The 21425-nt window shown below is 36.8% G+C and carries 16 protein-coding genes and 1 pseudogene; 5 read left to right on the plus strand and 12 right to left on the minus strand.

Going from position 1 to position 21425, the window contains the following annotated elements; genetic code table 11:
• Window positions 1-84 precede the first annotated feature (84 nt).
• Window positions 85-1392 (minus strand): NF041680 family putative transposase, encoded by a 1308-nt coding sequence (locus tag ANA7108_RS0125455; protein WP_016951334.1) that lies wholly within the window; start codon window positions 1390-1392, stop codon window positions 85-87.
• 109 nt (window positions 1393-1501) lie between these two features.
• Between ANA7108_RS0125455 and ANA7108_RS29955 the strand changes: the two are divergent.
• A pseudogene (locus ANA7108_RS29955) lies at window positions 1502-1700 on the plus strand (ISNCY family transposase); the annotation flags it as partial.
• A 294-nt stretch (window positions 1701-1994) separates the two neighbouring features.
• On the opposite strand, the gene ANA7108_RS27945 reads toward ANA7108_RS29955, so the two are convergent.
• A complete protein-coding gene (locus tag ANA7108_RS27945) occupies window positions 1995-4523 on the minus strand; it encodes a M48 family metallopeptidase (protein ID WP_016953663.1) in 2529 nt (842 codons plus the stop codon).
• A gap of 796 nt (window positions 4524-5319) precedes the next feature.
• On the opposite strand from ANA7108_RS27945, the gene ANA7108_RS0125470 reads away from it, so the two are divergent.
• Window positions 5320-5724 carry a hypothetical protein gene (locus tag ANA7108_RS0125470; protein ID WP_016953664.1) on the plus strand — a complete coding sequence of 135 codons (405 nt, stop codon included), beginning with the start codon at window positions 5320-5322 and terminating at the stop codon, window positions 5722-5724.
• 169 nt (window positions 5725-5893) lie between these two features.
• Here the strand turns inward: ANA7108_RS0125470 and ANA7108_RS0125475 are convergent, their stop codons facing one another.
• A complete protein-coding gene (locus ANA7108_RS0125475) occupies window positions 5894-6238 on the minus strand; it encodes a hypothetical protein (protein ID WP_016953665.1) in 345 nt (114 codons plus the stop codon).
• Complete coding sequence (locus ANA7108_RS0125480; RefSeq protein ID WP_016953666.1) at window positions 6235-6453, minus strand: hypothetical protein; 219 nt, start codon at window positions 6451-6453, stop codon at window positions 6235-6237. Before ANA7108_RS0125480 ends, ANA7108_RS0125475 begins: the two co-directional genes overlap by 4 nt.
• A gap of 258 nt (window positions 6454-6711) precedes the next feature.
• Here ANA7108_RS0125480 and ANA7108_RS0125485 point away from each other — a divergent pair, with 258 nt between their 5' ends.
• Window positions 6712-7443, plus strand: coding sequence for a hypothetical protein (locus tag ANA7108_RS0125485; RefSeq protein ID WP_016953667.1), 732 nt, complete (start codon window positions 6712-6714; stop codon window positions 7441-7443).
• A gap of 312 nt (window positions 7444-7755) precedes the next feature.
• Window positions 7756-7983, plus strand: coding sequence for a hypothetical protein (locus ANA7108_RS31125; protein ID WP_016953668.1), 228 nt, complete (start codon window positions 7756-7758; stop codon window positions 7981-7983).
• Between the two features lie 93 nt (window positions 7984-8076).
• On the opposite strand, the gene ANA7108_RS0125495 is transcribed toward ANA7108_RS31125, so the two are convergent.
• Window positions 8077-8655, minus strand: coding sequence for a hypothetical protein (locus tag ANA7108_RS0125495; protein ID WP_016953669.1), 579 nt, complete (start codon window positions 8653-8655; stop codon window positions 8077-8079).
• A 793-nt stretch (window positions 8656-9448) separates the two neighbouring features.
• Between ANA7108_RS0125495 and ANA7108_RS0125500 the strand changes: the two genes are divergently transcribed.
• Complete coding sequence (locus ANA7108_RS0125500) at window positions 9449-11116, plus strand: ATP-binding protein (RefSeq protein WP_016953670.1); 1668 nt, start codon at window positions 9449-9451, stop codon at window positions 11114-11116.
• A gap of 75 nt (window positions 11117-11191) precedes the next feature.
• Here ANA7108_RS0125500 and ANA7108_RS0125505 read toward each other — a convergent pair whose 3' ends face one another.
• From ANA7108_RS0125505 to ANA7108_RS0125535, 7 genes are all read right to left on the minus strand, one after another.
• The gene (locus tag ANA7108_RS0125505; RefSeq protein ID WP_016953671.1) at window positions 11192-12703 is read right to left on the minus strand and encodes an adenylate/guanylate cyclase domain-containing protein; all 1512 of its coding nucleotides are present in this window, start codon (window positions 12701-12703) and stop codon (window positions 11192-11194) included.
• Between the two features lie 27 nt (window positions 12704-12730).
• Window positions 12731-13741, minus strand: coding sequence for a chemotaxis response regulator protein-glutamate methylesterase (locus ANA7108_RS0125510; RefSeq protein ID WP_026104452.1), 1011 nt, complete (start codon window positions 13739-13741; stop codon window positions 12731-12733).
• A 146-nt stretch (window positions 13742-13887) separates the two neighbouring features.
• Window positions 13888-16686 (minus strand): hybrid sensor histidine kinase/response regulator, encoded by a 2799-nt coding sequence (locus ANA7108_RS0125515; protein WP_016953673.1) that lies wholly within the window; start codon window positions 16684-16686, stop codon window positions 13888-13890.
• Window positions 16687-16843: 157 nt separating this feature from the next.
• Window positions 16844-17641 carry a chemotaxis protein CheW gene (locus ANA7108_RS0125520; protein ID WP_144052425.1) on the minus strand — a complete coding sequence of 266 codons (798 nt, stop codon included), beginning with the start codon at window positions 17639-17641 and terminating at the stop codon, window positions 16844-16846.
• A gap of 13 nt (window positions 17642-17654) precedes the next feature.
• Window positions 17655-19514: a methyl-accepting chemotaxis protein gene (locus ANA7108_RS0125525; RefSeq protein ID WP_016953675.1), complete on the minus strand. Its 1860-nt coding sequence runs from the start codon at window positions 19512-19514 to the stop codon at window positions 17655-17657.
• Window positions 19515-19563: 49 nt separating this feature from the next.
• On the minus strand, window positions 19564-20844 hold the full coding sequence (locus ANA7108_RS0125530; protein WP_016953676.1) for a protein-glutamate O-methyltransferase CheR: 1281 nt from the start codon (window positions 20842-20844) through the stop codon (window positions 19564-19566).
• A complete protein-coding gene (locus ANA7108_RS0125535) occupies window positions 20825-21307 on the minus strand; it encodes a chemotaxis protein CheW (RefSeq protein ID WP_016953677.1) in 483 nt (160 codons plus the stop codon). Before ANA7108_RS0125535 ends, ANA7108_RS0125530 begins: the two co-directional genes overlap by 20 nt.
• Window positions 21308-21425: the final 118 nt, after the last annotated feature.

Here is a 21425-nt window from a genome sequence, read left to right on the forward strand (position 1 = left end):
TGGAGTTTAGACTAAGCCATGAAAAATGACCCAGCAGGGCTGAGTTAATCAGAGACTTAGGAAAAGTATGAATAACCTTGAGTATTAAACAGCAACAGAAGGTTCTTTAGGTGGTCGTGATACTGTTTTTTTAACAATGGGGCAGCGGTTTTTACGGTGACGCTGTTTTCCTGGTTCCCAACCAGAAGACTTTCCGCGAGGTTTGGGTGCAGAAGTGGGAGTACCAATGGCCGCAAAAACTCCACCCATAGATTGAGCAACCCTTCCAGGGGTCAAATTACCCTGAGATTTTTGCCAAGGGAGAGGATTATCGGTAACAATATCACGAGCTAACCACAATTCCCAAGTCATCAACGGCATCAGGTCACTCCACCTTTCACATTGCTTAGGTGTACCAAAGTTTGGAACTGTCCAATGTAAACGTTGCTTTAAAAAGCGATACCAATGGTCAATGGTAAAGCGACGCAAGTAAAGACACCAAACTTCCTCTAGGGGTGGCATTTCTTCTCCTACCCAAGCCAACCACAAAGGTTTAGACACTCTCATGTTACCTTGCGCGTCCAGACGTTCAACTCTGATAATTAACATTGGGCTTGTGGCAGCTTTACGGAAATGTAAATCTTTCCACAATCTCAGACGCACAAGTCCTAATTTTGGGTCATTTATTTCTAATACAGATGTCGCCTCAGTCCATGTTGTTGGTTCATTGAGTTTAAATTTATCACCATGCTTCTTGGGTCGCCCCTTCCCAGAATAAGCTCCTGGTTCACCCCATAAACACAAGTTTGAACGCAACCGAACGAGAATATCTGCGGGAATGTTCGCAGTTTTTAAGACAAAAGGCGCACAACCATACTCACTATCCCAAACAGAAATTGGTCTGACAGGTAAATATTTACATACCTGTTTGAGTTGCCAAACTGCTTTTGAAATAGGACTTTCAGAACTTGTGATTCGTTCATGTCTTAAAGGTAATGCCCAACTCCCCTCTTTTTCTGGTATCCAGGCTATTGTGCTATATCCCTGTCCTACAGTTATTGGTTTATTTCCGGCGATGGATGTGCCACTATGTTGATAAGTTCTTTCTTTGAGTTTGACTGCATCTGGTCGTGACCAGTTCGTATGATCTCCTGCCAATAGAGGTCGCTCCACAGTTGGTATCTGTTTGATATATAGCTGCATCAATTTCTGTCGCTGTGGTCTGCTATCTTGTAATGCTTCATAGATGCTTGGCCACTTGCGTCTAAATACTGGTGATAAGGACAACTCTGCTAGGCAATAAACATTTCGAGTCAGTAATATCGCATCTGTCAATTCAAAGGTAGCGTCTTTCGCTTTGCCTAAATGTTGGTAGGCTGCTTGACGGAATTCTTCTAAGGAGGTACGTTTCATATTGGCGAGTAAGAGTAGGTGATTCTTCTCTTAGCTTCCGCCAAAAGGGGGACTGTATTCAATCAGACTCCCTTTTTTCTTGAACATGACCGATTTAGTCTAAACTCCAGTTCTAAAAAATCATGGTTATAATTTAGAACACAACTTTGGTCATGGTCAAAATCATTTATGCGAGTTTTTATTGTCTTTAAATTTACTGGCATTTTTATTTCATACTGTTTTAGATTTAGTCAATGATACTTATCAAAAAGTTCGTGAGTTATTAGCCACTCGTACTACTTTCTTTAATGATATTCGTACTTTATTAAAATATTTTTGGTTTCCCGATTGGTCGGCTTTTTTCTTATTTATTCTTACAGAAAATGTTCCATTTAAAAAAGTTAACTCTAGTTGAAAATATCTCAATTTTGAAGGAGGTGAAAAAGATTATTTATTGATAAAAAACACATAGTTAGTCCTAATTTCAGCTATATTTATAAGTTGGAATCAGTTTCCTATGTCCATTTTCAAAAAATCTATCTATCTTCAGATTATCATGATGATGATTTTTTTCTAAAAGATCATTAGAACAAGATTTTCTTGTGTTGATACACAACTTTATCTTATTTTATTTTCAAAATGAGAATTGCTGCTGCAAACCAGTCTTGTTGTCGTTGAATTGATAAATTAAAGTCTTTCAAGTCTGCATTGTGACTAACCCGCAGTTTTTCCCCTTCTGGCCAAGCCATGACGACACTGTTTCCCAGTGTTTGCAGTTCTAGCAGCAGTTCTAAACAATCTTCTGCTTCTTCTATTGCCCATTCACCATCTTGTTCTTCAATGCGCGTTAAGGTGGGACAGGCGGCGATCGCATTTTTAGCAAGTTCTTTCTCTTCAGTGAGGTTGCGTTTAGTTTGCAGACGTTTACCTTCAATTTCGGCAATGACTGTTTCACCACCTGCACCGGGACGGAAGTATGGGCCACCTTGGGTAAAAGGACGAGATAAGAGGGTGATTTTCAAGCCAGAATTGGCAGGTAAAAGGTGAATATGGGGTAGTGTTTGGGCGGGGACTTCTTCGGCATTTTCTAGTCCACCACCGATGTCAGAATGGACGGTAACGATGCCAGAGACGGCATTAATAGCTGCTAAAACTTGCTTTTCGGCGATCGCAGGGACGTTTAATTTGTTATCTTTACCAATAATCTCGGCAATGCGTCTGTGTTCAGCTTTAATTTCAATAACTTTGATGCGGGTAGGGGTTTCTTTAATATGCAGAATGTTCTGTGATTCTGGTAATTTGGGCGAAAATTCCAAGGTGAGACGACCTTGTTTTTCTTTTTTCACCAGTAGTTCCGGTTCTCCTTTGACGATTTCTACCCGGATATTAGGCGTATCTTCCCAAAAAACTACTGGGTGTCCAATTAACGCCAAGATGGCTTTTTCGTTGAACATATAATCAACTTTGCCGTAATAGCCCTCATTGTATGTCTGAATACAACCACAGATCCGCATATCCTGGGGTGTGACGTAATCAAACTCAGCTAATCCACTACTAAGACGTTTAAGGGCTATGGCACGACCTTTACTCCATTCTCCTTTGGTATTAACTTTTTGTTCTTTTGGTTGCAAGACACATTTGCTGGGATAGAAGGTAATGAACCATGCTAACCGCATTTCTGACTCTGGTTTGCCAGGGGTTTGTGGTTGTTTCTGGAGATTTGCTAGGGCATTGAGGCACATTTCCCAAGCTTCTTGGGGTTGGATTATATCTACTATGGTTTGGATGCCGCTATCTTCTCGGAGTGCTGCTGCTTGTTGTTTATAGTTACTACTGGGTTTGAGTCGGGATAGAAGTTCTGCGGTTTCCATTGTCAGCCAGTGATGACAGGATGCGAGCGATCTCCGATATAATGGTTCTAGTAAATCAGGTAAGCGTTTTTTGGCACTCTCAGCATCCATCCAGTAAAGGCACAGAGAACAAAACAATGTTTGTAAGCTATTTTCTTCTTCCACCGAAGCAATATAGGCACTTACTACAAGTTCTTTTTGAGTAATATCACCTCGCTGAACTTGCAATACCATTTTCAGTCTGGCATAAACAAATGTGAGCCAATGATCTGATTCACGGGACATTAATGTGGCATACTCTTCTGCTTCTTTGAGGCGTTCTGCTGAACCATCTTTTAACAATGCTAGGATAAAAAATAAGCCGCCCATTGTATTAAAATATATTGAGCGTTTGCCTGTGGCTTTTTTTATAGCTTTGAGGGCATCTGTATAATACTTAATGGCTTGTTCATTTTCACCCCGCACAAAACTCAACCAACCCCAATAAATAGGGGCGTTATTTTGATATTCCTCTGATATCCGCTTTAAACTATCCTCTGCTTCTGCGGTATCACCCCGCAATAGGAATTGTTCTGCTAAAATCAGATTTAGATAATCTGAAGCATATTTTCCATTTTCACAACATTCTTCGTCCAGCATCATAAACGCATCTTCGCATCCAGACAATTTTAATGTCGAATTGAAGAGGATGCTAGATATACTACGTTCATATAATTCTTTTGGTAATGTCTTAAACCAATTTTCGTCAAATGGGTTATTGCATATCTGCTCAAAAATATTTTCTATGACTATTTTTTCTGTATGATTACTGTAATTTTGGTAATCTTCAATTTGCTTATTAATAAAATTAAGGTCTTGGCGGTAAAGACCAATGCGGATTTCTCTGATACACTGGCGCAGACTGCGGAACATCCGCGAATTCTTGTTCCAGTGATTACTTACAGGTAGTTTTTCCTCTACGGCTTTAACTAATATCTCAAATTTTCCCGTTTCTATTGCATGACGAGTAGCAATTTCTGTGAGTAATGGATGACATTCAGGACCTAACTTGTTTTCCTTAACTAGCAAAAGTGCTATTACCAATTTTTCAATTTGGTAATTGAGGGTTGTAGTAGTCCAAGGTCTATTCTTTTCGTCTAAGGCAGCAGTTTGCGAAAGACAACTGAGAAATGAACTTTTGTCTATCGGTGCATAAATTATCGAAAACAATTGGATAATTTTTTGGATAGCAGGGGATAAATCAAAGTATTTTTTAGCGAGTTGTGTTTGTAGTTGAGTGGAATTAGGGTTAAAATCGGACATGGTACTAATAATTGATACCGTTGTTAGGTATCTGGTGTAGATGTGCCAAAGCTGTAGAGCTTTTAGCAGGAATATTACCTTTTAGGTTATCAGATACATTGCTAGATTTTCTCAAAGTTTGGATCATTAAACATTTAATAACCTGCAATTCTGATTTAACCTGGAATAGTGCGTTACGTTTTGCTCTAGCGCAGCCATATCCGTAATCTACCAGGCATTTAACACATATTGTAACAGTGTTAGTTGGTTATTTTTATCGGAGGTTTCAACTGCATTTTGTGATCCATGGATCACATTTGTTGATCCAGAAATATTTGGGGATTGTGGTTTTCGGTGCTATTTTTATGGTGTAGCAAACCCTAAACAATAATCGTTGCGAACCAAAAAGGGTAAATTGTCCGCTAAGGCTGAAATGCAAATATAGCAAGGGTTTCCAGACCATCTTGCAGGAAATTACACATATCTCGGCTTGGGGTTTCAAACAGCGTTAATGAATCGCTCCGCAGTGATACTGAATCAGCTTTTTCTATTTGTAGTTCAAGCTACCCCTACATAAATACCAATAAATTCTTAGAGGAAAAGTTTAAGGATGATAACATCGCCCCAGAAGGTTATATTGGTTTGGTTTTAATTCCCACAATATTACAGTTTTGCGGTTTCCTCTCAGAAAATTCCTCAGTGATTACATTTACTCCAAATAATTACTTTTTGGTTTCCTCTAAGAATTTTATTGAAAGCCCCGGTGGATTTTCCTCACTTGTATACTGGAATTAAACTTTCATCTGGTAACTTGGGTATGAATGCAATCACCGGAACAATTACAATTAACGTACAGGATGACAATGGCCAATATATTTGTCAGATGTCATCTTCTCTTGAACACCCCAGAAATAAAATTCGTTGTTGTGGTCAAACCCCAGAACACGCCATAGCCATTGCCTTAGAACAGTTAGCTAGTGAATATCGTCAAATTGTTGAAGAACGTCAAAATATAGATTGGGATTTAGTTGAACGCTCGGAAACTGGAGAACCAATTACCAAGCATTATCATGTAATTTTGCATTATGAACGCATTGCTGAATCAGAATCTAAGTTTGAAGCTATGCACGATACAATTATGGGAAATACCGTTGTTGAAAATGCCAAAATCACCCTGATTGAGATTGATGCAGATTTACCAATTGATCCTTTAACAAGATGACCTGTTGTTTCCTCTAAGAATGATGAAAAGGTTAACCCCAATATTGTAAAAAATCAGCATCTATCACTGGTTTTATGGTTCTCAGTGTTTTGCATTCTGTGTTGGAAAATAAACTAAGTTGTTCCATACTACTGTCAAAATTTTCTTAGAGGAAACTTTAAAAGTTACCCTATACTTCCTCCAAATAATTTATCACTGCTTCCAATTCTGCCATTGCTTGATTAAAACGATTCAACATTGCTTCTGCTATTTCTGATTCACTATTAACACTTTGTAATTTTTCTCTCACTATATGGTCAAGTGCTTCTATCCACAGTGATAAATTGGTATTTTGTACTGCCGTTAATAACCCCATATTGGTAAGTACAGATAAGTGAAATCCTAAATTATCTTGTCCGCCGTAACCTAGATAACCACTCCAAAGTTCTAGTTTTTGTGGGGTAAATTCTGAATATTGCTCAAAAGTAATTCCACTGGGTTCTAATTGTGGTTGTGGTAAAGGTGGTTGAGTCATAGTTTTTGTACAGTTAATTGTGACATTTGCAAAACACGGTCATTCCAATTACCAAGTTCTTGATTAACGTGATTTCTGGCTTCTGTCAAGCTCAATGTCTTTAGACCTAAGAGTATCAATCCGGTGTGATGATGTGGAATTTGAGCCGATTCTATTTGTGTAGTAGCCAGTTGCCGCATTATTGCCAAATTTCTGACTGGTTCATGCAATTGCATGACGGCTCACGCTACGCTATCGGCAGTGTGCTGGATCGCGCTATCTCTATTCCTGATGGGACTTGTATCCCTGACGGGACTGAAAGAATAGAGATAGCGCAACATAGTAATCGCAATTTGAGCAAATTAGTGTAAAATAATTTCAATAGCAAAACCCGGTCAGCCGTCGAAAGTTAACCGGGAGTTGCATTTCAATAACTCACTCACCACTTGGGGCGAGTCGTTTTGTTTTGACCACATTCGCAGCAGTCGTTATCTATGACTACATTAACCGATCTAGACCAAATTGATCAAGAAATTTTTTCCCAGATCCAGCAACAAGCGCAACAAATGACTCGCGCCTTCATCCAGATGTGTCAAACCGTCTATTTTGCCAAACTGACGTGTAAGCGCACTGAGTTGAAGGCCATTCAAGAATCATTAGAGTGGACAGCAACCACGGCCACCTCCTATGCTAAGGTAGGTGAGTTCATCGCCGAAATCGAACCTAGCAATCTAGATTTGCTCGATTGCAACACAATCAAAGCTTTGTGCTGCGATAAGTTTCAGCTAATATTAGAACGCCTCAAATCAGAACGTCTCACAGTAGCAGAAGTCCGCCAGGAGATGACGCAAATAAATAAGTCCATAAAAAAAGAGAAGCCACCGCAGCGATTATTGGAGTGGAAGAGAGAGAAGACCGGTGAGGAAACGTTAATTATTTGTTTGCAAGATGTGGAAGCAGGTTTAGAATTTGAAAGTAGGTTCAAAGCCTCCTGTCTCCCTTTGCCCTTGTTCATTAGAGATTTACTAAGACAAAAGCCAGTGCAACCGGATATGACTTGGCAGCCAGCCCCAAAAGAATCAGTCGCACAGATGGAAGAAAAATTACCACAAGCAGAGGAAATCACAGAAATAGAGAAGAAGATTTGTGGGGAGCATCCCAGTTTTTTGCAAAGAGGAGAAAAATCAGTCAAGACAGGTGAGACGAGTGTATTTACGTACAGATGAGTTCAAAACAAAAGCAAGGACTTCAACTTTTAAGAAACACGAGCCAAAACCCTGATCATTACGAAATTTTTAGATTTCGAGTGTTTATTTCATTCATAGCGGGTGGTGTGTCGCCCGTGGAAATGCTTTCAACCCATTAGGAAGTTTTTATAATTAGTGCGCCTGTTAGTGATACTCGTTCATATTACCACCGTTACCAAATTGTAGAAACTGCTAAACAGTTAGGATATTTTGCTAATCTTCGTAGTTATCATGCCTGGATACAGTTGGTTATTAATATAGGAATATCAACGACAATTTTGTTTTCTTTTCATGTTCAAAGGACATGAATATCGGGGATTGCTAGTATGTTCAGCCTGTGCCTACCATAGAGATAATACAGAAGATGGTGAACGCAATATTAGTGATATTCAAACACTAACTGATTCTCCATTTCAGTTCTCTTATGCTGATGAAGATGATAACTTAACAGAGCGGTTTAAGTTATGGTTGGAAGATGTAATCCTCACGGGTTTGGAATATTGGAACAAGAGTCTGTGAATGCGATGCCTGGGTTTCAACTGCATTTTGTGATCCATGGATCACATTTGTTGATCCACGAATATTTGGGGATTGTGGTCTTCGGTGCTATTTTTATGGCGTAGTTGACAAGTAGCCTTGACGATACTTCTTTTTCTTCAAGGACGCTGCTTCTCTTCTTGACCATTGCTTAACAGGAGTCAGTTGTGGAACATCTGCAAAGTGGTAACTCAATGATTCATTTCCACTCAACTTTGCTACTACATTAGCAATAAAGCGACAACAGCGTTCTGGCTGACTAACTACTTGTTCCTCTGCAAACCTAATTATTACCCATCCAGCATCCACAAAACACTTATTCCTATAATCATCATCGCCAATAAAATGTGTTGGTTCTCCTGTAGAAAAACAATGGCTTTCATCCACTTCAATATCGAGATATAACTCAGTATTTGGCTCTATAATTACAAAGTCTGCGGTATAAGGGCGGTCATGACCATTTGGTAGCATTTCTTGTTGGGAATGCACCCAATCACCAAAATAATATTTTAGCACTTGTCCAAACCGTTCTTCAGAAGCACCCACAGTCACGCTACCACTACCATGCGGTTTAATACAAGGAGAAAGATTTTTAGTATCAGCGAAGGTGGGAATTAAAATAATAGGATAAACCGGAACTAATTTAGTCACCATTGTTGCATACAAGTAACAACACTTCCAATACCTTTTGATTAAGGGGGAAAAGTTATAATTCCTTTACCCAGACAACAAAGTAAATTGTGGACTAATCAGAAAAGTATTGATTATACTCCTATTTTAAAAACACTCTTCTTACTCTAAATCTGTAACTTAATCTATTTTTATTTACATTCTGCATCTATCATTTGATAGAAAGAGATTACGTAATTAAATCCTAGCTAAAACCTCAAATTATCATTATAATTTGGCTATACAAATCAGATTTAAATCTTGTTATGTCTGCTGAAACTCTCATGTCAGCCAAAGTTTTGGCTAATCTGGATTTTCAAAGATTCAATCATCATGCAGAATTGGTATAAATCTAGTACAGCACGGCACAAGTGAACCCACCATTATAATTGGTAAAAACTTTGTAGTTTAGAACTCTTGTAAAAGGTAGGTGTATTTACGCCAAGAGGTACTAGTAATCTATCAAGAAGTAATTGATGGATATAAATTTGCCAAAAACTATAAAATTTAAAGCTTTTTGATTTTCATAACCTGTCAAATTTATTTTGACAGACTAAGTAGGCAAGTTTAATTAAATTAAGATAGAAAATGTATCTCAAACTCTTATCAATCAATGATTTGATAAGAAATTGAACCTGCTCGATTATCTTATAAATAATTATGTCTCCCTACTTACTAGCAACTATTTCAGATATCTGAAAAGCTCAATGCCGTATTCATTCATTTTGACTTTCGCACTGCGGTACTAATCCTATAGAAAGCTTTCGCATATAATAATATGGCATCCTTATTCTTAGCAAAACTGACTAACTTCATCACCGCAGGAGAGCCTGTGATTATTTGTGAATCTCCTGTACAAGAAAGATATCGAATGCTCCGCTCTCTTTGCCAGTATTGCTCAAAAATAGGCATTAAGTGCTATCTATGGAATTTGGGACAAGAGATAATTCAGGAAATTGAATGCGTAAATAATATAGATTTAAGTTTCAAATATTTTTATGGTTATACTCTAAATCCGACACAAGAGCTTAAAGACCACTTTAGAATTTTGAATTTTTGGGAATGTTTTCAGGGAGAAGGCGTATTAATCATCGAGAATCTATACCCTTGGATTAGTGCTAATGTAGTCCAAGAAACGCAGTTTTTCTTGATATCTGAATGGGTGAAATCAAAGTTGCTCAATCTTTCCTTCTCCCAATCTACTGTTGGTAAAATCAAATGCGCTATTCTTTTAGGTTCTCAAGCTAACTTACACCCAGAACTTGCTGCTCAAATCCCTGTAGTTACTCAAGAATTACCTGATATCTCAGAAATCACTGCAAGTCTTAATGAGGAAGCAGAGGTAATTTTACCATCAACGTTGAGCGAAATGGACAAAATTACAATTATTCGTAGTGGGATTGGACTATATATTTCTGACTTAATTAAAGGGCTAAAATCAATTCATTGTCATGATAAAAGTGCAGAAGCAATAGCCCAAGAACTACTCCAATATAAAATCAATTTGCTCAACAGACTTTATGGAATTGAATTTATTCCTACTCCCCAAGTTCCCTTGGGAGGATTAGATTTGATGCAGGAGGCTTTTAAGAAATTCAAAAGATTATTTAGTCCCCTTGCCAAAGCCTACAAACTCAGAGTTCCTAAAGGTATAATGCTGGTAGGTCCTCCAGGTACGGGTAAATCACATTCTGCTAAAGTATGCTCCCAAATTTTAAGTGTTCCCTTGATTTTAGTAGATTGGGGTAATTTGAGAAGCTATGGTAATGAAGCAGAAAGAAGACTGAAACAATTACTAAATTTAGTAGATTGTTTGAATGAAGTTGTTATTTATTTTGATGACTTTGATAAGGGATTTGCTGGAGATGATGATATAGCTAGAAGGTTAGCAGGACAGTTACTCACTTGGATGCAAGAACGTACCAGTGATGTAATTGTAATCGCAAGTGTTAATCGTTTAGAATGGCTACCACCAGAATTAACTAGGGCAGGAAGATTTGACTATATTTATAAAGTAGACTTGCCTAATTATGGAGAAAGACACAATATTTTTAAACTCCACTGTGCTAGATTTGACGATAGGTTTAGTGGTGATGTTTATGGTAAAATTGACCCTTATAGTCAAGAGGAATGGCGACGACTGTTGAAAGAAACTAATCGTTGTGTGGGTGCAGAAATCCAAACTATTGTTGAGAGGGCTGCGGCTACTACTTTCTGTCAAATGTTTCCAGAAGATATGCCTGTTCCTACCAATAGTAAACTACCAGCATTGGAGATTTCAATGGCAACGCTGTTAGCAGAACGTCAACAAATCAATCCATTAGCTATTAGAGAAGCAGATAAGGTGGAAAGTATGAGGAACAAAGCTGAACTTCAGGGGTTGCCATCTTCGACCGTAGATGCATCTGAGTACGCAATTGGTAATATAGATATATTTGGTGGGTGAAGTTATTAATGATAGCGTTCACGTTCAAACCTTACCCAACTACTCCCCCTCGACCTAACTCAATACCAACGTCGGCTATTTTTCAGTAAAATACCAAACACCATCCCAATTGTCTGGCTTACCATTTTGTAACAGATAATTGACCCGACTTAAATATAAATCAGCAGTTTTATCAGCAGCATTTAGAGATAAAACTTTTTCAAAAAAATCCTTTGCTTTGTTAAAATCACCTTGGCGATAATATTCTAAACCCTGTTCAAAATCAGGCTGAGTTTGTAACTTGATAAATCGGACTTCATCAACCTCTGCATCTAATACTTCATAAACAGAAATAGGTTCACTTCTACCTTTCACAACTACCCGATCTAAAAACCGAATTTGATATTTATCAGCTTTACTAAGATTACCTAACGCCTGTTCAGAAATCAGTAAAGATACACCATAAAATTTAGTTAATCCTTCCAAACGTGCTGTTAAATTCACATTATCAGAAAAAGCATCTCCCTGCATTCGATTTTCTTCTCCAACCATGCCTAACATCATGTGTCCGACATGAATACCAATCCCCACTTGAATAGGAATGTAACCATTTTCTGTCCGCTTTTTATTATATTCTTCTACCTGTTTAAGTTTAGAAACGCCCGCAGCTATAGCATCATCAGCACCATCAGGAAAAACCGCCATCATCCCATCACCTAAAAATTTAACTATTAGTCCATAATTGTTGCGAATTTCAGGACTAACTCGTTTGAGATAAGCATTAACGAAATTAAAATTATCCTGCGGTGTCATTCCTTCAGAAATAGTTGTGAAAGAACGAATATCACTAAACATTACTCCCATAATTTTACTAACGTGATCACCTAATTTTACGTCAGTAATGCTTTCTTTTCGCAGAAATCGCAAATATTCATGAGGTACATACCGTCCATAAGCTTTTAGTAAAGATTCAAGTTGAGTATTAGCATTAGTGAGTTCTTTTTCCCTAGTTTTGACTGTTTTTACCATGTTAGTAAATACCCTTGCTAGTTGTCCGAGTTCGTCGCTACGTTTAGCAACTTCTACTAAAATATCGGGTTGAAAAGCATCTCTTTCCACATCAGAAGCGGCACTTGTGACTTTGCCAACTTGTTCAATATATGCTGCTTGACGCATAATTTCTGCTTTAAATAAAGCCTCTGCTTCTTGACGTTTGAGAAAGTTAATATAAGCCTTAGAATGGTAACGAATCCGGGCAATTAATTCCATAGCATTTGGCAATTTGACCAAATAGTCATTTGCCCCTAATTCAAATGCTTTAGCTTTGATAGTTGGGTCTTCTTTACTAGAAAGAACAATTAGGGGAACATTAGCGGTAGGACAATCTTTAGAACGCAAAAATTTAACTAATAATAATCCTTCCATTTGAGGCATTACCAAGTCTTGAAGAATGACTGTAGGCTGATATTCTTTAGCAACTTTAATAGCTTTAGTGGGGTCGTTACAGTAATAATAAACTATATCTGCTTCAGGTTTGAGCATTCGATCAATAGCTTCACCAATGATAGATTGATCGTCTATTAATAAAACTTTAATTTGTTCTTCCATAATTGCTTAATTGGTAAATTTTACCTGTTATTTATTGAAAAACTTCTGTAAATTTGCCGCTATACTCTCTAAAGATAATACCTGAACAGCAGCATTTAATTCAACAGCAGCTTTGGGCATTCCGTAGACAATACAACTTTTTTGATTCTGGGCAATAGTATGCCAACCTTGGAGTTTTAAAGCATTTAATCCTTCTGCACCATCTTTACCCATACCTGTCAGCAAAATAGCCGTTCCTTTACTTTTCCAATGTTGAGCAAGACTTTTGAAAAATACATCCACAGAAGGACGATAAGGATAATCAAGAGGATTTTTAGTATAGGCTAATGTTAAATCTGGTTTTAAGCAGAGATGATCATTTGTTCCTGCTACTAAAATTCTACCTTTTTGCAAGCGATCGCCTGGTACTGCTAATCTAACTGGTAAAGGTGTTTGCTGGTTTAACCAATCTGCAAAACCGCCAGAAAAATGGCCATCAACGTGCTGAACAATAGCGATCGCTGCATTAAAATTAGTAGGTAGTTCTGATAAAATTGCTGCCAGTGCTTTTGGTCCCCCAGTAGAAGAACCAATTGCAACTAATTCTAGTGATGTAGATAATTGATTTTGACTTTCTGACTTTATTTTGCTTGATGTTGAACTCTTTTTAATTAATTTGGCAATTCTAGCTATTTTACCTAGTAATTTATCAGTCATATCTGCATATTTTTCTGTATATATAACTGGAGTATCAACAACATCTAAAGCCCCATAACCCATTGCTGCATAAACTTGAGAAATATTATCTTTTGTACTTCTAGTGACAATGAGAATTGCACAAGGTGAATATTTCATAATTTGTTGGGTTGCTGCTACTCCGTCTATCACTGGCATCAGCAAATCCATTAATATTAAATCAGGGGGATTTTGCTGGCATTTAGTCACAGCTTCTGCACCATTTTGAGCAGTCCAAATAACCTGATAATAGGGTACAGCTTGGACAATTCTTCGGAGTGTGTTGAGAGCGATAACAGTATCATTAACAATTGCGATTTTCATATAGGGAATTGGTAAGTACCCAAGCAAAATTAATTTAACATATTGATTGAAAACAAACATGGCTGTATTCCTTCCCTGTTCCCTCCCCTAACTATAAAATTTATTTTGCACGACTACTTAATTAGTGATTTGTCACTGAAAACTGACTATTGACCAATTAAATCAATCACCGCATTAATCAATGTATCATCATGAAAACTACTCTTAGTTAAATAGTAGTCAGCACCAGCTTCTAAACCTTGAATTCTATCTTCTTCCCGATCACGATAAGAAATAATAATCACAGGTACAGAATTTAAGCGTGGATTACCTTTGATTTGTTTGACTAATTCAATTCCATTCATTCGAGGCATATCAATATCACTAATTACTAAATCATATTCATTAGTACGTATTGCACTCCAACCTTCCACACCATTAACAGCAGTATCCACTTGATAACCTCGATTTTCTAATAGTTTACGCTCCATTTCTCGAACAGTGATAGAGTCATCAACTACCAAAATTTTTCGGCGTTGAGTCAAGCTTTCTAATTCAGCTTGCATCATGACTTTAGATAATTTTCCACCTTTGAGAATAGCATCCATAGAAGCAACCATATCTGACACATCAACTATCAAAATTGGTGAACCATCTCCTAATAGAGCAGTAGCACTAATATCTGGAACTTTTCCTAAACGGGGGTCTAGGGGTCTAACAACTAAATCTCGTTCACCTAAAAACTTATCTATAACTAATCCATAAGTGGTATTTTGGTCACTAATTACAACAATAGAAACTACACCTTTTTGCTGTTTTAATGCTGGTAATTCTAATACCTGATGGGCAGATATTAAACCAATATTTTGGTTATTCATAGTAAAATATTGGCGATTTTCTACATCAGTAATTTCTGATCTATCCACAGTGACAATTTGGTCAATTCTTGCTAGAGGAATAGCATAAGGTTTATCAGAAATTTCTACTAATAGTGTTCTAACTACCGATAAAGTCAGAGGAAGTTGAAAATGAAAACTTGTACCCTTTCCTAGTTGGGAATTTGCGCGTACCGTTCCCCCTACTTCCTGTGCCATACTTTTAGCAATATCCAAACCTACACCCCGTCCAGAAATTTCTGTCACCTGTTTAGCTGTGGAAAACCCAGGTAAAAATAGAAATTCCATTAACTCGGCATCAGAAAGTTGAGTCATCATGTCTGCTGTTGCTAAGTTTTTATTAATGACTTTCTGGCGTAACTGTTCACGATTTATACCTTTGCCATCATCACTAATAGTAATTGCTAACATTCCTCCCCGATGAAAGGCTTCTAAACGAATTGTCCCTTCAGGTGATTTACCGGAGGCAATGCGTTCTTGTGGAAGTTCTAATCCATGATCTACAGCATTTCTGAGAATATGAGTTAAAGGTGCTTCTAGTTTTTTGAGAATATCACGGTCAACAGGTGTAGATTTGCCAACAATTTCTAACTTTACTTGTTTATTTAACTTGCGTCCTAAATCCCGAATCATGCGAGGAAAACTTTGTAAACCATCTTCAAAAGGTCTCATGTGAGAATTAATGACTTCCCGATAAAGACGGTCTGATAAACTAGCAGTACGACGCACATATAATTCTAATTCATTCAAGCGATCGCTTATATAATCAAGACATTCATGTTTCTGTTGTCGCGCTTGCACTAAATATTCTCTCCCCTCTTGCTCATATAAATTTTGATCAAGAGATTCCTCTAACTGTTCCAAACTGAGGGAAATATCCAACATCCGCGACTTTAGCGACATCATCGAATCTGCAAATGGTTGTAACCAGTTAGCTTCAATCAATGATTCCCCAGCTAAACCCATAATTCGGTTTAAATTATCAGCACTTACCCGCACGACACGATCTTGATTTTTTGCAGTATTTTCTACCTCAAAAGTAGCAACTGGGGGCTGGAGATTGGAGATTGGGGACTGGGGACTGGGAACTAGGGACTGGTGATTGGGGATTGGGAACTGAGGATTGGTAATTGGTGATTGATCATCAACTATTCGTGCATCTGTTTTAAAATCGATGTGTGCCTTTTGCCTCTTATCTCCCGGTTGTAAAATTGCCGCTACATCATCACGGATATTGATAAAATCGGCTTGATGTTTTCCTAACCAATCTGGTAGTTCTGCATCATTTAATTGACTAATACTTTGTAGCAAATCCACCCCTTGTAATAACACATCCACATCATCGGCGATTAAAATAATGGTTTTGGCTTGGGCGGCTACAAAACAATCTTCCATTACGTGGGCTAACTCTACCACCCCATCTAAACTGACAATTCTCGCTGCACCTTTGATAGAATGAGCCGCCCGCATTAAAGCTTCTAATTCCTGTGATGATTGGGGATTGTTTTCTATAGCCAGCAATCCATTATTCAGGATGCTAACTTGTGCTTCTGATTCCAACCTAAATAAATCCATCATCGAACTATCACCACTCATCGCTGGTAATTCAATAGGAGGAGTCGAGGGTGCGGGGGAAGAATTATCTATCACCTGTTCCCTGTCACCTATTACCTGTTCCCTATTTGCTAAATTAGTAATAGTTTTCTGAGTAGTATTCCAATCCCAAGCATGATCTGTCATCCAAACATCTAAATTATCTTCAGCCGCTTTACTCATACTTAAAAGCAAATCACTAGCATGAAGCAAGGTATCAATTTCTTCTTTCCCCAAGGTAATGCTTTGTTTCTGAATAGCAATAAAGCAATCTTTCATTAACTGCACCAAATTGGAAGCAGCTTCCATTTCTACAATGCTAGTAATTCCCCACAAAGAATGAGCCGCTTGTATTAATTGCTCAATTTCGTTCATTGAAAACGGCTGAGTTTTTAATATAGGAAGACATTGTTTCAGGGTAGCAACATTAGTTTCTACTTCCTGGCGAAACAATTCCAATATAGTGTAGTTGCTCATAAGTAATTGACAATTGATAATTAGAAATAGGGAATAGAGGTTATAGCAATTTTATGTGAGGCTGCACAGAATTCTGAAATCCATAAATTATCTGTATTTATCTGCTTACCCTTCGAGAAGCAAGCTACAATTATTCTTGATTTGACTAAATAAGCAATTACAAAATCTTGTGATTGAGGTTATAAAACAATAAATCAGAATCAAGATAATTTACTTTCTTACCTTCCCAATAAACAATTCCTTTGGTATAACCTTCCTCAGATTTAGTAATGACAACAGGTGCATCTTGCAATTCATTGAGATGAAAACGAAAAATTCCATGTACTTCATCTACTGGAAACACCCATTTATCTTCTCCTTGTCCAGCTACAATCATTCTTTGAAGAGTAGGTTTAACTGTGGAATTAGTTTCTTGATTTGGTTTATTGTTTACATTCTCCTTAGTTGATTCAATATGTAGAAGAGACTGAAGAGAAGCACAAAGTAAAGTTTCTCCACGAATATTCACCAAACCTAAAAATAATTCATTACTACGATGGGGTAGAGGTTGAATTATGCAAGGATGAGTAACTTCTTGTAACATTCGCACTGGTAAGGCTAATTTTTCATTTCCAAGTTGAAAGATAATGACAGAAATAGCTTCAGCAGTACGAATAATTGCTTCATTACTATCTGAAATATCAGGATTTGTTGATGTTTCTTCAAGAATGTGAATCCAGTTTTCGAGATAATCTGCTGGTGGTTCTCTTTCTAGTAAACTATCACCCACTGCGGCATAAACTGGACATTCATAGCAATGAATGACGGCTGCTAATTCACTACAGGAGCGATCGCCCATTACGCCAATTTTATTCCAGCAATCATTGAAAATTGGTATTTCACTATTGACAAGGTTTAATATTACCCCATCATTTTCTTTACCATTGCTGACATAACTATCTTCTTTCATCAGCATTACCTTTTTTTACTCAATTTTTTACCTGAAAATGCGAAATTTCTGCCCGTAATAATTGCGCTGCATCTTCCAATTGTTCTAATGCACTATTTGTTTCTCTCAAAGCATCAACTGTTTGCTCAGAAGCTTCACTTAATTGCTCCATTGCTTCGCTAATTTGTGCAGCCCCTTGAGACTGTTCTTCCATACTTTCACTTACCTGTATAAATTGCGGTGGTAGACTTTGGACTTGATTGATGACTTTACTAATTTGGGTACTAATTTTGTTTACCTGTTTCACACTACTATTCACAGAATTATTAAACTTATCCATTTCCATTACACCCACTGAAACTGCTGATTGCATATCTTTAACTATCTGCTCAATTTCTAAAGTTGCTACAGCAGTTTGATTTGCTAAACGCCGAATTTCTCGTGCTACTACCGCAAAACCAGCCCCATATTCTCCCGCTTTTTCTGCTTCTATAGCTGCATTTAATGACAAAATACTAGTTTGATCTGCAACTTTGGTAATTGTGACAACAACGTTATTAATATTGCTGGCTTTTTTATTCATTATTCCTAATTTGGAAGTAATAGAATTTGTAGCTTCTGTTAATTGTCGCATTGTCTCTTCCATTTCTTGCAATTCATCACGACTTTCACTTGCACCAGCAGCAGTCATTTTAGTCATTTCCGCGACTTGATCCATCGTCTTGACTAAATTTCTAGAGGTAGCAGCAATTTCTTGAGCAGTAGCAGCAACTTCGTTTGTAGACGCTAATTGTTCTGTGACTGTGGCTTCTAATTCTTTCCCAGAAGCGGCAATTTGTGTAGTAGAAGTGGTAATTTGTACACCTGACTGTTGAATACTTCTAATCAAGGCATTCAAATCCTTGTTCATGGTATAAAAGGCATTTTGCAATTTGCTAATTTCGTCTTGACTATCTGCTTGCTGAATTTGTGTTGTCAAATCTCCATTGGAGATTTTTTGAGCAATATTCACTAATTCACCAATTTTAGATGCAACTGTGTAGAAAGCAGTTTGTAATTTACCTATTTCATCTTGTCCATAAGATGATTGCATCTGTACAGACGAATTACTATTAGCTATAGATGTAGAAACTTTGACTAATTCATTTACTTTTTGGGAAATTGGTTTACTAAAAGCAAATCCCAAAACAACAGCAGTCGTAGGACCAATCACTAAAGCGAGTAACAAAAAAAATGAACCTGTAGCTGCATCTTTTTGCCCTTGTTGCGAAATTTCAATTCCAAATTTTTCATTCAGTTTGATGTCTTCAATAAGTAATTTTGTCGCTGCTTCAAAAGAGGGACGATTATCTTGAGCTTTTTCTCTTAACTGTGTTAAAAAAACATTTGCTCGTTTAACTAATCCTATTTCTGGACTATTTGCTTGATTTAATTTGATTAATTCCAGTTCCTTCCCTACAGGGTTAAGAATACCCAAACTTTCAAACTGTTGATTCATTTGCATTAATCTTTCATGATTCCTTTTCCATTCATCCCAACGATTCTGAAAATCAGAATACAATTTTTTTTCTTCATCACTTTTATCTGTTGGTTCGTATTCCTTAAATCCCTCATTAATTTGTTCCCAAGCTTGTTTAATTCTCGCTACTTCACCATTTCTTTCTGCTAGGGTGAGTTGCTCATTAAGTAAAGCCCGTTCTGAAGATTCTATCTGAGTTTGTCCTTCGTTAATTTTCCACAATCCTATAACACTAGGAACAGTATTCGTACTCAAAACATTAATGGCATTACTGAGACGTAAATTTACAGTCCAGCCCACTAAAGCGACAATTAAAACAATTAACCCAATAAATAAAAATCCACTGATTAACCGCGTCTGTAAGCTTAAAGTCTTTAGCATAAAATACCCTATTTTTTAGTTTAAATTAAATCCACCAATTTTAATTATTTCACAATTGGTGTAATCTTTGCCATCTTTGGCGTAAAATGTTTGCTCTAGTTATGTCTCCTCTTTGTTCTTTGAGTAAAGTTAAATGTAGTAAAGCTTGAGAATTTTGAGGATCAAGATAAACTGCTTTTTGAAAGCATTCTTCTGCTTTTGATTCTAGTTTTTGTGCTTGATAAATTTGACCAAGTAAAACATAAGCTTCTGCATTGGTGAAATCTGTTTGTAAATAATTTTGACATTGAGATATAGCTGCGGTTAAATTACCTTCATCAGCTAAGTTACGAATTGTATCTAGATTATAATCATGTTTTTTTATTGCTCCATCTTGACTTTGAATAATTTGGTTATTATTACTTCGGCAATTTTCTAGTAAAAATAGAGGTATTTCTGCAACATTAATTGGTTGTTTTGTATATTCTTTAATATCTTGTATATTGTTATCGCGTACCACCACCAGTGGATAATTCAAGCTAACATTTGCTGGATTTGCGATTTTTTTCTGTCCTAAAAACACCCCATTCAACCGAACTATTTCTAATCCTAAATTAGCTAATTCTCCTATTTCCGATGCGCTAAAAAATATTATTCCTCCGCTTTTTAATAAACCATTTAAATTTTTCAATGTAATTTTTCTGGACGGGGAATCAAAATAAATTAAAACATTCCGACACCAAATAATATCATAAGATTTTTTATCTATTAAAAATTGGGAATCGATCAAGTTACCTTGACTAAAATTAACAGTATTTTTGACTTGATCACATATTTGATATTCCTTATCTACAGGGATAAAGTAGCGGGTTTGAAATTCTAAGTTCTGACTTCTAAAAGAATTACGGCTGTAAATTCCTTTTTTTGCCTTAGCTAAAGATTTTTTACTAATATCAACTGCATCAATATGAAACTGAGTTGGTAATAAACCTAAATTTAATAATGTCATAGCCAGAGAATAAGGTTCTTCTCCGGTGGAACAGGGAACACTTAACAAGCGAAGTTTCCTATTATGAGGTTTATTTAACCATTGAGAACGGACATAGTTTGTCAGTGCATGATAAGGTTGGTTATCACGGAAAAACCAAGTTTCTGGAACAACTATCAATTCCACTAATTCATCAAATTCTTGATTTGAGGTGTGTAAAATCTGTAAATAGTTATCTACATTACTGACACCGCAGATAGAAGAACGAGTTTCCACAGCTTTAGTAATTTTTCTAGAATTAATAATCTTGGCATCAATACCGATTTTTCTGCGTAATAAGTTTTCAATTTCTGGATAACTCATTTATATAACCTTCTCTCCCTGTTAACAAGTAAGTATTTTGTACGTCAGCAAACAATTGTTCTAAATGAATTCGCTGAATTATCCCTCTTTCATCCATCAGCATTCCTCCTAAATATGGTGCTTCTTTAACACGAATACCGGAATCAACAAAGTCAGTTTCTGGTTTATTTAAAGTTTCTGTAATTTTTTCGGCAATTAATCCTAAGTATTGTTGTCCAGAATTTTGATGAGGGTAGCTTACCATAATAATCCGGGTACTTAGACAAAAACGGCTAGATGTACCACGAATCAAATGACACAAGTCTATTACTGGTACAATTTTACCTCGATAATTAAATAAACCAGCTACATAGTCCGGGACATGATGTGCTTTTCTTAAGGCTACTCTAGGGATAACTTCCGCTATACGGTAACTTTCAATGGCGTACAAATCATTGCTAACGTAGAAAAGTAGCATCAACATGGTAGTAGACCTGGAGGTAATTGTAAATATACCATTATAGTATGTTTGTTTAAATACTTGTTATATTTATTAAAGCTGGTAATTGTTAATGGCACTTCACTAACGCTAATCTAAAATT

Source organism: Anabaena sp. PCC 7108, assembly GCF_000332135.1.
Lineage (GTDB): Bacteria > Cyanobacteriota > Cyanobacteriia > Cyanobacteriales > Nostocaceae > Anabaena.